17 protein-coding genes are annotated in these 13,664 nt (G+C 59.9%); 11 read left to right on the forward strand and 6 right to left on the reverse strand.

Going from position 1 to position 13,664, the window contains the following annotated elements:
• Positions 1-2: 2 nt before the first annotated feature.
• Both ACSQ9D_RS15170 and ACSQ9D_RS15175 read right to left on the reverse strand, forming a co-directional pair.
• The gene (locus ACSQ9D_RS15170; protein ID WP_436282894.1) at positions 3-1,103 is read right to left on the reverse strand and encodes a flagellar motor protein MotA; all 1,101 of its coding nucleotides are present in this window, start codon (positions 1,101-1,103) and stop codon (positions 3-5) included.
• Positions 1,104-1,203: 100 nt separating this feature from the next.
• Entirely contained in the window at positions 1,204-2,004 is an 801-nt protein-coding gene (locus tag ACSQ9D_RS15175; RefSeq protein ID WP_024317273.1) for an inositol monophosphatase family protein, read from the reverse strand.
• A gap of 214 nt (positions 2,005-2,218) precedes the next feature.
• On the opposite strand from ACSQ9D_RS15175, the gene ACSQ9D_RS15180 reads away from it, so the two are divergent.
• Both ACSQ9D_RS15180 and ACSQ9D_RS15185 read left to right on the forward strand, forming a co-directional pair.
• Positions 2,219-2,797, forward strand: a complete 579-nt coding sequence (locus ACSQ9D_RS15180) for a TetR/AcrR family transcriptional regulator (protein ID WP_436282895.1) — start codon at positions 2,219-2,221, stop codon at positions 2,795-2,797.
• A gap of 74 nt (positions 2,798-2,871) precedes the next feature.
• A complete protein-coding gene (locus ACSQ9D_RS15185; RefSeq protein WP_436282896.1) occupies positions 2,872-3,612 on the forward strand; it encodes a 3-oxoacyl-ACP reductase family protein in 741 nt (246 codons plus the stop codon).
• A gap of 159 nt (positions 3,613-3,771) precedes the next feature.
• Here the strand turns inward: ACSQ9D_RS15185 and ACSQ9D_RS15190 are convergent, their stop codons facing one another.
• Positions 3,772-4,017, reverse strand: coding sequence for an STAS domain-containing protein (locus ACSQ9D_RS15190; RefSeq protein WP_436282897.1), 246 nt, complete (start codon positions 4,015-4,017; stop codon positions 3,772-3,774).
• Between the two features lie 418 nt (positions 4,018-4,435).
• On the opposite strand from ACSQ9D_RS15190, the gene ACSQ9D_RS15195 reads away from it, so the two are divergent.
• Positions 4,436-6,169 (forward strand): chemotaxis protein, encoded by a 1,734-nt coding sequence (locus ACSQ9D_RS15195; protein WP_436282898.1) that lies wholly within the window; start codon positions 4,436-4,438, stop codon positions 6,167-6,169.
• 1 nt (position 6,170) lies between these two features.
• Here ACSQ9D_RS15195 and ACSQ9D_RS15200 read toward each other — a convergent pair whose 3' ends face one another.
• Positions 6,171-7,253 (reverse strand): tetratricopeptide repeat protein, encoded by a 1,083-nt coding sequence (locus ACSQ9D_RS15200; protein ID WP_436282899.1) that lies wholly within the window; start codon positions 7,251-7,253, stop codon positions 6,171-6,173.
• Positions 7,254-7,263: 10 nt separating this feature from the next.
• Positions 7,264-7,917, reverse strand: a complete 654-nt coding sequence (locus ACSQ9D_RS15205; protein ID WP_436282900.1) for a thiamine phosphate synthase — start codon at positions 7,915-7,917, stop codon at positions 7,264-7,266.
• A gap of 108 nt (positions 7,918-8,025) precedes the next feature.
• On the opposite strand from ACSQ9D_RS15205, the gene ACSQ9D_RS15210 reads away from it, so the two are divergent.
• A complete protein-coding gene (locus ACSQ9D_RS15210; RefSeq protein ID WP_436282901.1) occupies positions 8,026-8,790 on the forward strand; it encodes a sulfite exporter TauE/SafE family protein in 765 nt (254 codons plus the stop codon).
• Between the two features lie 68 nt (positions 8,791-8,858).
• Complete coding sequence (locus tag ACSQ9D_RS15215; protein WP_007802507.1) at positions 8,859-9,119, forward strand: ArsR/SmtB family transcription factor; 261 nt, start codon at positions 8,859-8,861, stop codon at positions 9,117-9,119.
• Between the two features lie 154 nt (positions 9,120-9,273).
• On the opposite strand, the gene ACSQ9D_RS15220 is transcribed toward ACSQ9D_RS15215, so the two are convergent.
• Positions 9,274-9,447 carry a YdcH family protein gene (locus ACSQ9D_RS15220; protein WP_007802505.1) on the reverse strand — a complete coding sequence of 58 codons (174 nt, stop codon included), beginning with the start codon at positions 9,445-9,447 and terminating at the stop codon, positions 9,274-9,276.
• A gap of 229 nt (positions 9,448-9,676) precedes the next feature.
• Between ACSQ9D_RS15220 and ACSQ9D_RS15225 the strand changes: the two genes are divergently transcribed.
• The 6 genes from ACSQ9D_RS15225 (at position 9,677) to ACSQ9D_RS15250 (ending at position 13,613) form a co-directional block, all read left to right on the forward strand.
• Positions 9,677-9,880, forward strand: coding sequence for a YdcH family protein (locus tag ACSQ9D_RS15225; RefSeq protein ID WP_037126901.1), 204 nt, complete (start codon positions 9,677-9,679; stop codon positions 9,878-9,880).
• A gap of 16 nt (positions 9,881-9,896) precedes the next feature.
• Positions 9,897-10,391, forward strand: a complete 495-nt coding sequence (purE, locus tag ACSQ9D_RS15230) for a 5-(carboxyamino)imidazole ribonucleotide mutase (protein WP_436282902.1) — start codon at positions 9,897-9,899, stop codon at positions 10,389-10,391.
• The gene (locus tag ACSQ9D_RS15235; RefSeq protein WP_436282903.1) at positions 10,388-11,464 is read left to right on the forward strand and encodes a 5-(carboxyamino)imidazole ribonucleotide synthase; all 1,077 of its coding nucleotides are present in this window, start codon (positions 10,388-10,390) and stop codon (positions 11,462-11,464) included. Before purE ends, ACSQ9D_RS15235 begins: the two co-directional genes overlap by 4 nt.
• Before the next feature lie 164 nt (positions 11,465-11,628).
• On the forward strand, positions 11,629-11,754 hold the full coding sequence (ykgO, locus tag ACSQ9D_RS15240) for a type B 50S ribosomal protein L36 (protein ID WP_003566454.1): 126 nt from the start codon (positions 11,629-11,631) through the stop codon (positions 11,752-11,754).
• Positions 11,755-11,860: 106 nt separating this feature from the next.
• On the forward strand, positions 11,861-12,475 hold the full coding sequence (locus ACSQ9D_RS15245) for a hypothetical protein (protein WP_037126694.1): 615 nt from the start codon (positions 11,861-11,863) through the stop codon (positions 12,473-12,475).
• A gap of 64 nt (positions 12,476-12,539) precedes the next feature.
• A complete protein-coding gene (locus ACSQ9D_RS15250; RefSeq protein ID WP_436282904.1) occupies positions 12,540-13,613 on the forward strand; it encodes an alpha/beta fold hydrolase in 1,074 nt (357 codons plus the stop codon).
• Positions 13,614-13,664 lie beyond the last annotated feature (51 nt).

Here is a 13,664-nt window from a genome sequence, read left to right on the forward strand (position 1 = left end):
GCCTACTTGCCCTCGCTTTTTTCAGTTTGCGGCGTGCGTTGAACGCGCTCGCTCAAACCATGCCTTTCTTGCGAGCCAATCCGCTCGGCCAGACGATCAAGCGTGCGGCGCATCGCTTTCGTCTCTTCCTGCTGCGCGTCGATCCAGTCGCGCAACATCTGCTGCTCATTGCGCATATTCTTGACCAGGCCCTGAATGCCTTCGGCAAGATTTGCCATCGCCGCAACCGATCTCTGGGCGCCGCCGCTGCCCTCCTCGGAGATCCGGCGCATATAGTCGGAGAGCGCGCGAACCTCTTCGGGCGAGACGGCCGAGGTGCCGCTGATGGCGGGCATGGCGGTATCGGAGCCAACGTCGGTTACCGACGAAAGCCAGTTTTCCAGCTCCATGTAGAACCGGTTCTGAGCGCGACCCGCCTGGAGATCGAGGAAGCCGAGAATGAGCGAACCGGACAAGCCGAGCAGCGACGACGAGAATGCCTGACCCATGCCCGAAAGCGGCGTCGAAAGGCCCTCCTTCAACGCACCAAGAACATCGGTCGAGCCATTCGAGCCCGCATCGAGCGACTGGATGACCGAGCTGATCGAGCCGATTGTGCCGATAAGACCCCAGAACGTGCCAAGCAGACCGAGAAAGACCAGAAGACCGATCAGGTAGCGCGACACATCGCGCGATTCATCAAGGCGGTTGGCAATGGAATCGAGAATGGAGCGGAAGGCCGCCGTCGAAATTCCTGCCGAAGCACTACGGCTGCCGATCAGCGTTCGCATCGGAGCGAGCAGCTTGGGATTGCGGCCGACTTTGTCGGCGTTGCCTGCGGCGCGGAACGAATTGAACCATCGCACTTCCGGCCGCAGCGACAGCACATGGCTGAAGACGAGGATGATACCGACAGCCAGGACACCGAGGATCAAACCGTTGAGGCCCGGATTGTGCATGAAGGCAGTCTGCGTCTGTCGGAAAAGAATGGCGGCAATGAACCCGACGATGATCAGAAACAGCACCATCGTCCAAAGAAACGGCATCGGACTGGAAAGTTTATAACTGTAGTTGCTCGTGGTTTTTTCGGTCGAGCCGAATTCAGCCACATTCACATTTTCCATAGGTTCCGCAGCCTCCGGATTCATTTCAGCCGGAGACTAGAGCAACATTGTGCCGAATTGAAGTATGCGGAAACGAAAACCGTGTCTTTACAACAGCGATTTACCGGCTAGGAACGGGACGCTTGGCCACCTCAAGCAATGCCTTCTGGATATATTCGTTGCCCGCGACGACCGAACCGGTCTCGAGAATGGACGAACCGCCATCCCAATCGGACACATAGCCGCCGGCTTCGCGGATAAGGAGGATGCCCGCCGCAATATCCCAGGCCGACAGCGCGGTTTCCCAGTAACCGTCGAAGCGACCGGCCGCCACGTAGGCAAGATCTAGGGAGGCCGCGCCCATGCGGCGAATGCCGGCAACTTCGCCCATCACGTGACGAAGCTCAACGAGGAACTTACCGTGATTGCCGCGGCCGAGGTGCGGAACACCGCAGGCAACGACGGAATCCGAAAGCACCCGGCGGGCGCCGACGCGCAGACGGCGATCGTTCAGGAAGGCGCCACCGCCGCGCTCGGCGGTGTAGAGCTCGTCCGTTGCCGGATTGAAGACGACGCCAGCGACGATCTCATTGTTGCGCTCAAGCGCGATCGATACCGCAAACATCGGAATGCCGTGCAGGAAGTTGGTCGTGCCGTCGAGCGGGTCGACGATCCAGCGGTGCGCACCGTCCGTACCCTTGATCTCCTCGCTCTCTTCTCCGAGGAAGCCATAAGTCGGGCGGGCCTTCAGGAGTTCGTCCTTGACGATCTTCTCCGCCTTGCGGTCGGCATTGGACACGAAATCGCCCGGCCCCTTGACCGAGACCTGCAGGTTCTGGACTTCTCCGAAATCACGCCCCAGCGATTTTCCTGCCTTGATGGCAGCCTGAACCATGACATTGAGGAGAGCTGAACGAGCCATGTGAGCACTTTTCCTTGAGCGATAATACGGTGCGCGCTGTCAGGGCGGGAAAGGTCCCTGATCGCCGGAGAAGGCAGCGCTCGATAAGATTGGCGGCCTCAAGACCACAAAATCGGGAAAATTTCAAGAGGAGACAGGCGCAGCGCGGCGCCGCTCGAACAAATGGCGCAGAATATTCTAGACAGATCAGTCCGGAATTGCTATTCATGCATCCATGGCAAGACACAAGGAATTCGATAGAGACAAGGCTCTCGATGCCGCGATCGGCGTCTTCTGCCAGCATGGCTACGAGGGTAGTTCCACCGACGCCCTGCTTACGGCGATGAAGATCAGCCGGCAGAGCATGTATGACACCTTCGGCGACAAACGCAGCCTCTACCTGCAGGCTCTGAAGCGCTACAATGCCGACAGTATCCGACGCATCATCGCGGACATGAAGGACAGCGACGAGCCGCTTGACGCCCTGGAAGCCGCCCTCGTTGCCTTTGCATCCAGACCTGCTTCGGAGGCGTCTAGAGGCTGCCTCGGCGTCAGCGCCATTTGCGAGTTCGGCCGCACCGATCACGATGTGTCGAGCCTGACCGACAGCGCCTCGGCAATGCTGGGCAAGGCAATTGTCATGCTGCTGGAAGATGGCCAAAGGAAAGGTCAGCTATCGGCAGAGGTCGATCCCGAGGTCGCCACTCAGTTCCTCGGCGCGACACTATCCGGCATGAAGGTCAGCGCCCGCAACGGCGCAAGCCCCGAAACCCAGCGCGCCATCGCCCGCCTCGCAATCCGCAGCCTTCGATAGCAGCAGAATTGGACAGCGGTGACGTCTCGCGTTCGTTTCTAGACCAATCAGTCCAATAAAGGAGAATAGTGAAAATGACGAAACCACTTGAAGGAAAGGTCGCAATCGTGACGGGCGGCTCACGCGGCATCGGTGCGGCGATCGTGCGCAGGCTGGCGACGGACGGCGCCTCCGTCGCTTTCACCTTTGCGAACTCGAAGGAGAAAGCCGAGGCGATCGCCGCCGACATCGAGGCAAATGGCGGCAAGGCACTTGCGATCCATGCCGACAGCGCAGATGCCGCCGCTGTGCAAAGAGCCGTCGACACGGCCGCCAGTCATTTTGGCGGCCTCGATATTCTCGTCAACAATGCTGGAATTCTGTTGTTGAATAGCGTGGAAGCCTTTCCGCTGGAGGACTTCGACCGCATGTTCGCCGTCAATGTGCGGGCGGTCTTTGCCGGCACGCAGGCTGCAGCGAAGCATATGCATGACGGCGGCCGGGTCATCACCATCGGCAGCGTGGTTGCGGAGCGCAGCGGCTTTCCGACATCCGCCGTCTACAGCATGAGCAAAGGCGCTGTCGCCGCCATGACGCGTGGCCTCGCCCGCGATCTCGGTCCGCGCGGCATTACCGTCAATACGATCCAGCCTGGTCCCACGGTGACCGACATGAACTCCGACCCGCATTCCCACGAAATGCTGAAGGGGTTGATGGCCCTCGGCCGTCTCGGGGAAGACCGCGAAATCGCAAGCTTCGCAGCCTATCTGGCAAGCCCGGAAGCCTCCTTCATCACCGGCGCCAGCCTCACCATCGACGGCGGTTATCTGGCCTGAGAGCAGGTCCGGCAGCATAGACTGCCGGACTTTCAAAACGTCAGCCGGGTGATCAGGATTTCACGGGCGATCTGATCGAGCGGCAGGAACCGATCCACCCCACCCTTGGCGATGGGCATCCCGTGCTTGCGGATTCATCAACAGTCAGAATGTTTGCGCTCATGGCGCCACCTCTTTATGCAACCAGAATTTAGTGTCGTCAGAGTTGAACGCGTCGAGGAACCCTGCGCGCTCAAGCACCTTCAGAACATGCCCCTTGCGGGCGAGAAAGCGTGATCGACTTGTTCTGCGCCTTTGCCTGGCGACGAGCGGATTCGATGCGCTGAATGTCAAATCCGCTTCGGCATGTTCGGGAATATCGATGACAATCGAATTATTACTATTGATACCAGCAGTCTTTTTCAAACATATGCCGAATATATTTTCTAATAGACAAACACGATGAAGGATATCGTCTCGTTATATTGGAAATACGTACTAAAATCGGCCTCCTTGGATGGAGAAATACTTCTAGACCCGAAAAGGACTCTCATGACAGGCTTAACAGCGGGTAAAGTTTGGTTGTCAGAACATGCAATTAGGGCGTGTCCAGGCTCCCCGAATTATTACCTGAGATAAATTACAATGAGGGTTGTTCACGTTACATAACAAGCTGTTTTTCATAGGGAATATGGGAATCCAAGCTCCAGCATCGGTCGCAGAGCGAGATTTTCACACGCTGTTAAGCACAACATTGACGAACCTGCGCCGTTTACCCGCTGTTTCCGTCCTGCCCCTAAAGATGGCGTCAAAATTTGCCAGTGTTATAAGTAAAGGAAATAACGTGACGAACGGGGCGGCATCGGCACTTCAGGCATTTGAAGCTTCGGGATCGGGCATCAGCGAGACGCTCGAAGCGGCCCGCAGCCAGGTCGAGGAGCGTTTCCTCGAAGGCGGTACGGTGCTGCTTTCGGTGATGGATGTTCTCAACCGTTTGTTGAGCTCGCTCGACAATGTCACAAAGGCGCTGGACGCCAACAAGTCCAGCGATACCGGCGCGGATCTGCGTGCGACGGTCAAGAGCCTAACCGACCTGCCGAGCTCCGAAAGGGCGCGCCAGGATGCGCTCTCCTCGCTTGCCGACACGGGCAATTCGTTGCGCAAACACGTCGCCGATATGCAGGAGACGATGCGCTATCTGCGCACCTTTGCAGTGACTGCCAAGATCACCGGTGCCGGTCTTCCCGAGTTCGCCGACTTCGCGCAGGAGATCCTCGAGCGCATCTACTCAGGAACGGCTGAGGTCAACGGTTTTGCCGCCCACCTCGACAGTCTCGAGAAGGAAGTCAAGGTGGCGCTGAGCTTCGGCACGGCAGCCGCACGCAGCAATTCCGAAACAGTGCCCGACGTTGCAAGGGCATTGCAGGACGACGCCCGGAAGATTGCCGAACACCGAAAGAACCTCGCGGCCATCGCCCGGGATGTCTCGGCAATCGCCCGCGGCATACAGAGCAAAGTCGCCTCCACGCTGTCTGCCCTGCAGGTCGGAGACATCACCCGCCAACGCATCGAGCATGTCCAGAGCACCTTTGCGCTGCTCGACGAATTCCTCGGCGGAGAAGACGGACGCAAGCTCGATGCGGATGCGCGCCGACGTCTGGAGAACGTCATCCATCATCTGACGGCCGCGCAGATGAACGACATGTGCAAGGATTTCCATCGGGACTCGCAAAGTGTCGTAATGACGATCGCGAGCTTCGGTCGGGATACGCAGGAAATCCTGCGTCTGCGCGACCAGATGAGCGGCGGCGGCCAGGCGAATTTCATGCGCGCACTGGAATCGAGCGTTTCCGCCGCGCACGAGATCGTCAGGCAGGTCGACCAGGCGACCCGGCAGGCCGATCAGGTAAGCCAATCGACGCTCGGCACCGCCGCCAAACTCCTGGAAGCCGTCGGCAATATCCGTGTGGTCAAAACCGACATCCATTACATGGCGTTGAATACCAACCTGCGCTGCAGCCGCTTGGGCGAAGAAGGAAAATCGATCAACGTTGTCACCGCGGAACTGCGTATCTTTGCCGCCAAACTCGACGAGTCCGCCGATGCGATCGTCAACGGCCTGCCGACGCTGGAAGCGGCTGCCGGCCGGATCGCGCCTGCCAGCGCCGACCCAGCAGGTGGTCTCGGGCAGACCCTGACGTCAGCCGTCGGCAACATCCGTGCGGCAGCCGACACCATGGAAGACGAGCTCAAGGTGCTCTGCGAGCATGGTCGCGACGTGGCGAACAAGATCAGCCTATTGATCGGTAAGCTGGATTTCCAGCGCGACCTCAGCGAGGTGCTGGCGCGCTGCGCCGACGTTCTGGAAGATGTGGCCGGCGCTGAAATCGCAGACATATCAGACATTGCCGACGCGGTCGCACCACTCGATCGAAAGATTTTCAAGCTCTACACGATGGTGCAGGAGCGCAATGTCCATCGCGATATTGTTCCAGCCATGGAACAAGGCACCGCGGCTGTCGCCAAGGCTGCGAAGGTCGGGGACGACGAAGACCTCTTCGCCGACGCGCTGTCCTAGATCACTGGATCCGGCGGAACTTGTTGGCGGCATCGATGGCCGCCTTCTGCTGGTCTTCCTCGATACCGAGATAGAAGTCCTCGAGCGCTGCGTCGGGCAGGCCGGCCCGACGCGACAGCACATACCATTTTGCTGCCTCGACGGGATCGGGCTTGGTTCCGAGAGCGTTGATGTAGAGATGCGCCAGCTTGTTTTGCGCAACCACGTTGCCGCGATTGGCGGCAAGCCGCAACCACTGGAAACCCTTGACGAAATCGCGTGGCCCGTTCTGACCGTTGACGAACCAGATCCCAAGGTCGACCTGGGCCGTGTCGTAGCCAGCATGCGCAGCGCGTGCCATCCATTCGCGCGACAACTGCTTCTTTTCCTCCGGCAGATCAGGCAATGAGGAGTAAATCTCCGCCACCGCATACTGCGCGTCGGCGATGCCCTGTTCGGCAGCCTTCTCGTAGTAAGGCAAGGCGAGCTTCAGTCCCTTGTCGCCCGGATTGTCAGCCGTCAGGATCTGGCCCCAATTGAACTGGGCCGAGGCATTTCCGGCATCGGCCGCCTTGTGCATGTACTCATCGGCCTTGGCCTTGTCGCGCTTGACGAACCGGCCCTCGATCAGCATCAGCGAGTATTTGAACATCGCCGCGGCGTCGCCGCCTTCCGCGCCCTTGCTGTACCAGAAGGCCGCATTTTTCATGTCGCGCTTGACGCCTAGCCCATCTGCCAGGAGTTCGCCCATAAGCGCCTGCGCAGCCGGGTCGCCGAGCTGCGCACGGGGCAGAGCCTTTTCCATCGCAGTTAAATAGTAGCCACGCTGATAGGCGCCGTAGGCGTCGTCGACCGGCCCTTTGTAGTCCTTTTCCGGCGGCAGATCTGGCAGCTTCGCACCCATGCGGTCGAAAACCCCGACGCCCGTCGACGGTCCCGCGCCGTCTGTCTGCGGCCGCCCAGTTTTCAGCGACTCGGGAGCGGTCGCGAGCGGCCGTGTCACGACGTTGTCGACCGCCTGGGCCGAAACGCCATGCGTCAGCCCCGCCACAATGACGGCGGCAAAGGCAGCGCAGACGCGTAAACAGCGGGACAGGATCGGCATGAGCGCGATATCAATCCTCAAACCGTGGCGCTTTTTCGTCCAAGAGCGCATTGACCTCGGCGACGACGGAGGGCGCACGGCCTGCGTCTGCGAAAACCGCAAGCCGCAGCGCGACGAACTCCGCACCCGTCTCGGCCACCGCCAGCGCAGAAGCCGGATCCGTACCGCCCATCACGATGCAGGGAATCTCGATCATGGAGGCCCACCACTCGGCGAGCGCCAGGTTCTTGGAGTGTGCCTCCGGCTTGATGTCGCCTTCGAGCTTGCCGAAGAAGATATAGTCCGGTCGCTGTTCGCCGATCTCCAGCGCATGGTGGCGGTCGGCGGCATTGCCGCCGCCGACGATCAGCTTGTCAGCATATTTGTCGATCGCTTCGGAGATTTCGCTGGCCGGTCCGGTCAGATGCAGGCCATCGGCTTTGGTCCGTCCGACGACGCGGCTGTCGCCTGCAAGCAGTGCGGCCGCCCCTGTCTCCTGAATAATTGGAACCAGCTTCTCGGCGTGCTTTTGGAACTCGCCATCATTGAGACCGTATTGCGGCACAATGACCGAGGCGACGTCACCGCCCTTTAAGGCATCGCCGACGATGTTTGCCTGCTCATCGGCATCGGCGATATCGGGGACGATCAGAACTAGGCGGCAGCGGTTTTCCGGTTCGGTCATGAACTCTTTCCATTTACAGCGGAACAGGCCGTTTCGCGGCCCATCTGCACTCGTCTTGTGTGAGTAATTCCGTTAGACGGGGCTGGCAAGGGGAGGATTTTCAAAAGCATGCCGATGGAACTGTCATTTTACTACGCCGCCGTTCCCGCTGTCATCTTGGTCGGACTTGCGAAAGGCGGTATGGGCGATGCGCTGTCGCTGATCGGGCTGCCCTTTCTCGCTCTCGTCGTCTCGCCCATGCAGGCGGCCGCGATTCTGCTGCCCATCCTCATCTGCATGGACATGATCTCGCTGGTGATCTGGCGCCAGCACGGAGACTGGACAACACTGAAAATCATGCTGCCAGGAGCGCTATTCGGCATCGCGCTCGGTTGGGCGACCTCGGCGCTCGTTCCCGGCAACGTGCTTCGCGTCGTCATCGGCGTCGTCACCGTCCTCTTTTGCCTTCGCTATTTCTGGAACAGCTTCGGCCCCGGCGCCCGGATGCATACGCCGCCCCACGGCCAGCGGCCGCTGCTTGCGAAGATCTGGGGAAGCCTATCCGGCTATGGCAGCTTCGTCGCACACGCCGGCGGAGCGCCCTTCCAGATCTATGCCCTGCCGCTGCAGCTGCCGCCGCGCGAATATACCGGCACCAGTGTTCGCTTCTTCGCAATTCTCAATGCCGTCAAGCTCGTCCCCTACTTCGCGCTCGGTCAGCTCGACACGCACAACCTCGCCGCCTCGGCCACGCTGCTGCCGTTTGCACCGCTTGCGACCATTGCCGGCGCCTGGTGCGTACGGCGCATGAAGCCCGCGATTTTTTATCCTTTCATGTATGCCATGGCCCTGATTGCCGCCGTGCTCATCGCGCAGGAAGGCTTGGGTTCCTGACAATTTTGGGTTTCGTTGCGGCGCACAATTTCCTTGCCCGATTGCGCCGTTTGACGTAGCTTTTCGCCATGTCGAACACGGATCCCTTCACGGCGATAGCTGATCCCCACCGGCGCTTCCTGCTGGAGGAACTTCGACGCGCTCCAAAGACCGTGAATGAGCTTGCCGAGGGGCTTCCCATCAGCCGCCCCGCCGTCTCTCAGCACCTCAAGGCGCTGCTAGATTGCAATCTGGTTTCGGTCACCGCAGAGGGCACGCGACGCATCTATGCCGTCAACAATCGCGGCTTCGACCGGCTCAATCTCTGGCTCGACCAGTTCTGGGCTTAGCCCGACCACTCAAATGAGAGACGCCGGCTCGCGACTTTCCGTCGGAACCGGCGCCATAATCGCCTGTCGAGCACGACCTTATCTAAGCTTTTGGTGGAATTGGACTTTTGCCCTCTTCGCCTAGGGCCGCGCTCGGTAATTTATTGCATCCTACTCAATGGAAGGATGATTTAAGGCGCTCAATCTCGTCCTTGATCCGCAATTTTCTGCGTTTGCACTCAGCTACTTCATTATCGTTTCGGGAGGGAGATATCATAAGCGAATGCAACTCCTCCTCGAGAGCAACATGCTTTTTCTGGAGTGACTCAAGATGAGCTTGAACAGTCATTTGACCCTTCCTTCCTCTTACCTCTCCCCGGCCAACACCGCCGGAGATCCAAGGCGTCAACCTTTCGACTGTGACACATTTTTGAAGCCTTGTCGAAGGTGAAAACAAGGAGAACAAGTGGCAAAATCATGACGAACAGCCGCTAGCCGTTACCTCCAATTGGTGATAGGAGCTTGCGGAAATTATCGGCAGAGCGGACGATGTCCGAAGACGGTTATGGGGAATGCATATGGCCGATCAGGAACAGGCGGAAGTCAGGCTCATGGTCGCAAGACTGCGCCAGGAGCACGAGGATTACGATGCCGCCATCAATGCCATGATTGCCACCGGATGTGACGCATTGCGCATCCAGCGCATGAAGAAAAAGAAACTGGTCATCAAGGACAAGCTGACAAAGCTGGAAGACCAGATCATCCCTGACATCATTGCCTGAAGGGAACGCCGTGACGATGACAGACAGACCATCCGTTGCCATCATCATGGGAAGCCAGTCCGATTGGGAGACCATGAAGAATGCCGCCGATACCCTGGAGGCGCTCGAAATTCCCTATGACGCGCGCATCATATCGGCCCACCGCACGCCGGACCGCCTGGTGAGTTTCGCCAAGACCGCCCGCGATGAAGGCTTCAAGGTGATCATTGCCGGCGCCGGCGGCGCGGCTCATCTGCCGGGTATGGCCGCAGCCATGACGCCGCTTCCCGTTTTCGGCGTCCCGGTGCAATCCAAGGCGCTGTCGGGTCAGGACAGTCTTCTTTCCATCGTCCAGATGCCGGGCGGCATTCCGGTCGGCACGCTTGCCATCGGCAAAGCTGGCGCGATCAACGCCGCCCTTCTGGCAGCGGCAGTCCTGGCATTGTCGGACGAGGACATTGCCGAGCGGCTCGACGACTGGCGCGAGCGCCAGAGCGCGGCTGTTGCTGAATATCCGATGGACGACCTATGACTGTAAGAACGATTGGCATCATCGGTGGCGGTCAACTTGGCCGCATGCTTGCCATGGCCGCAGCCCGGCTCAATTTTCGCACCGTCGTTCTGGAACCGCAGGCCGACTGTCCGGCGACGCAGGTCGCCAACGAACAGATCACAGCGGCTTATGACGATCCTGCAGGGCTCGCAGAATTGGCGAAGGCTTGCGACGTCGTCACATACGAGTTCGAGAACGTCCCGGTCACCGCCGCCGAGGCCCTCGGAAGCCAGGTGCCCGTCTATCCGCCGCCGAAGGCGCTGGAGGCTGCGCAGGATCGGCTTGTCGAAAAGCGCTTCATCAACGGATGCGGTATTCCAACGGCGGGCTTCCACGCCGTCGACAGTCAAGCCGATCTCGATGCGGCGCTGAAAAACTTCGGCGGTCGCGGCGTCCTCAAGACCCGCCGCCTTGGCTATGACGGCAAGGGGCAGAGAGTGTTCCGCTCCACCGACGATACGCCGGACGGCGCCTTTGCGGCGCTCGGCGGCGTTCCGCTCATTCTCGAGAGCTTCGTTTCCTTCGAGCGCGAGATCTCGATCATCGCAGCGCGTGCAACCGACGGCACCGTCGCCTGCTACGATCCTGCCGAAAACGTTCACCGCGATGGCATCCTGCACACGTCAACGGTGCCCGCGTCCATCTCGGCGGCAACTGCAGCCGCTGCCCGCGGTGCGGCCGAGACGATACTGGCGGCGCTCGGCTATGTCGGTGTCATCGGCATCGAATTCTTCGTCCTCGCCGACGGCAGCCTGATTGCCAACGAAATGGCGCCGCGTGTCCACAACTCCGGTCACTGGACCGAAGCCGCCTGCCCCATCTCTCAATTCGAGCAGCATATCCGCGCGGTTGCCGGCCTGCCGCTCGGCAATGCCGACCGTCACTCGGACTGCGTGATGCAGAACCTGATCGGCGACGATATTCTGGCGCTCCCGGACTGGCTACGGCGACCAGACACGCTGGTTCACCTCTACGGCAAGACGGAATCCCGTCCCGGCCGCAAGATGGGGCACGTTACCACGTTGACCACAAAATTGCCGGTTTTTCCCTGACAAAAGCCGTTTCGGCCATGGGAAAAACACCCTCATGTGGTTGACACAGGAAAGTCGCCGGGTTATCTGCACGCCCAACCTGAAGAGCGCGCCCTGAGCGCGCTTTTGAATGTAATAGATACGGGCGAATGTGAATTCCCCCTCAAACATCGCGGATCAAAACAATGAAGATCAAGAATTCGCTCAAGTCGCTCAAGGCTCGTCATCGTGACAACCGCCTGGTTCGCCGCAAGGGCCGCATCTACATCATCAACAAGCTGAACCCACGTTTCAAGGCTCGCCAGGGCTGATATAGCGCGCCTGGACGGTTCTGTGGCATTTTGCGCCCGTGCCTGTCCGGGGATTGCTTCGGCAATCAAATCAAATTGCTTTGATCTTCAGCGATGGCGGGCTACTATGCCCGCCATGCGTTTTTTTGCTATGACCTGTGCGGCGCTGCCGCTGTCGCTTTGCCTGCTCGCTCCTATTTCCCCTGCCGCAGCTGCGGAGAAGGAAGTCATCGTCGAGCAGCCGGACGCGAACCTCTCACCAAAGCAGCATCTGGATCAGCTCTACGCACAGCTGAAGCGCGAGCGCGACCCTGACAAGGCGAGTGGTATCGCCGACGAAATCCGCACCCAGTGGAACGACTCGGGCAGCGCGACCGTCAACCTCCTGATGCAATGGGCCGATAAGGCGATCCAGGAGAAACGCACCGCTGCCGCCCTCGATTTCCTCGACCAGGCGATCGCCCTCAAGCCGGATTATGCCGAAAGTTGGAATCGCCGAGCGACGCTCAACTACGCCAATGACAGCTATCGCAAGTCGATGTCTGACATCGAGCACGTGCTTGACCTCGAACCACGCCACTTCGGCGCACTTTCCGGCATGGCCGCCATTCTCACCGAATCGGGCAACGACCAGCTGGCCCTGAAAGCCTGGGAGCGTTTCCTGGAGATCTATCCGGCCAATCGAAGCGCCCAGGAGCAGATGAATACACTCTCCGAAAAGCTGGCCGGCAGCCGCACCTGATCTTGACGGTGAACCACGAGGGCCAATCTTACGTATTGGTCATGTGATTTTAACAGATGTAGCCATGCTTGCCGTAGCCTCCGCTCTCCTTGCACCCATCGCCGCCGCCATCGGCTACTCCACCTACAAAGGTCGTCAATTCGAGGCGACATGCCCGAACATCGGCGAGCTGACGGATATCGGCGGCTACCGGCTGAACGCCTTTCACGTCGCCCGTCCAGAGACGGCCGATCTGCCGCCCATTGTTTTCATCCACGGTGCAAGCGGCAACCTGCTCGATCAAGTCGGTGCCTTCCTGCAGCCGCTGCAAGGCCGTGCCGAAATGCTCTTCGTCGACCGCCCTGGCCACGGCTATTCGCAGCGCGGCGGTCCGGAGAATGCCTTGCCCTCAGGACAGGCAGACGCGATCGCAAAACTGATGGAACGCCGGGGCATCAAACGGGCCATCGTCGTCGGCCACTCCTTCGGCGGCGCCATTGCGGCCGCCTTCGGCGTGCGCCATCCTGACAAGACTGAAGGCCTGCTCTTTCTGGCCCCGGCAACACATCCCTGGCCAGGCGGCGTCGAATGGTACTATCACCTTGCGGCGATGCCCATACTCGGTTGGCTCTTCACCCACGCCGTAGTCGTGCCGCTTGGCTTGCGGCGGTTGGACCAGGCGACACGAGACGTCTTCCGGCCCAATCCACGCCCGGAAGATTACATCGCGAAGACAGGTCCTACCCTGGTGCTGCGGCCGCGTGCCTTCTTCCACAACGCTGTCGATTGCACGCGCCTGCTGGATTACGTCAGGGCGCAGTCTGCGCAATACTCCAGGATTACCGCGCCGACGGTTATCATTACTGGTGACAGCGATCGCATCGTTTGGGAGCACCTTCATTCGCAGGGACTGGCCCTCGATATCGCCGGCTCCGAACTGGTGAAGATCCGCGGCCTCGGCCACAAGCCTGACTACGTGGTCACCGATGTCGCCATTGCCGCAGTCGAAAAAATCGGTGGCGCCAGCCGCGACCTCCAGGCCGCCGCACGCAAGGCCGAACAACGCCTGGCGCGAGAGACACCGACTGCGCCGACAGACATTGTGGTTCCCCTAGGCGATCCGACCGGACTGGCGCCACCCGTCGCAGCGCAAAACTGATCCTTTGGCGACCGAACAGCCCGTAGCCGACAGCAGTGCATTGCCTAGCGC

The organism is Rhizobium sp. LjRoot258, assembly GCF_964254185.1.
GTDB lineage: Bacteria > Pseudomonadota > Alphaproteobacteria > Rhizobiales > Rhizobiaceae > Rhizobium.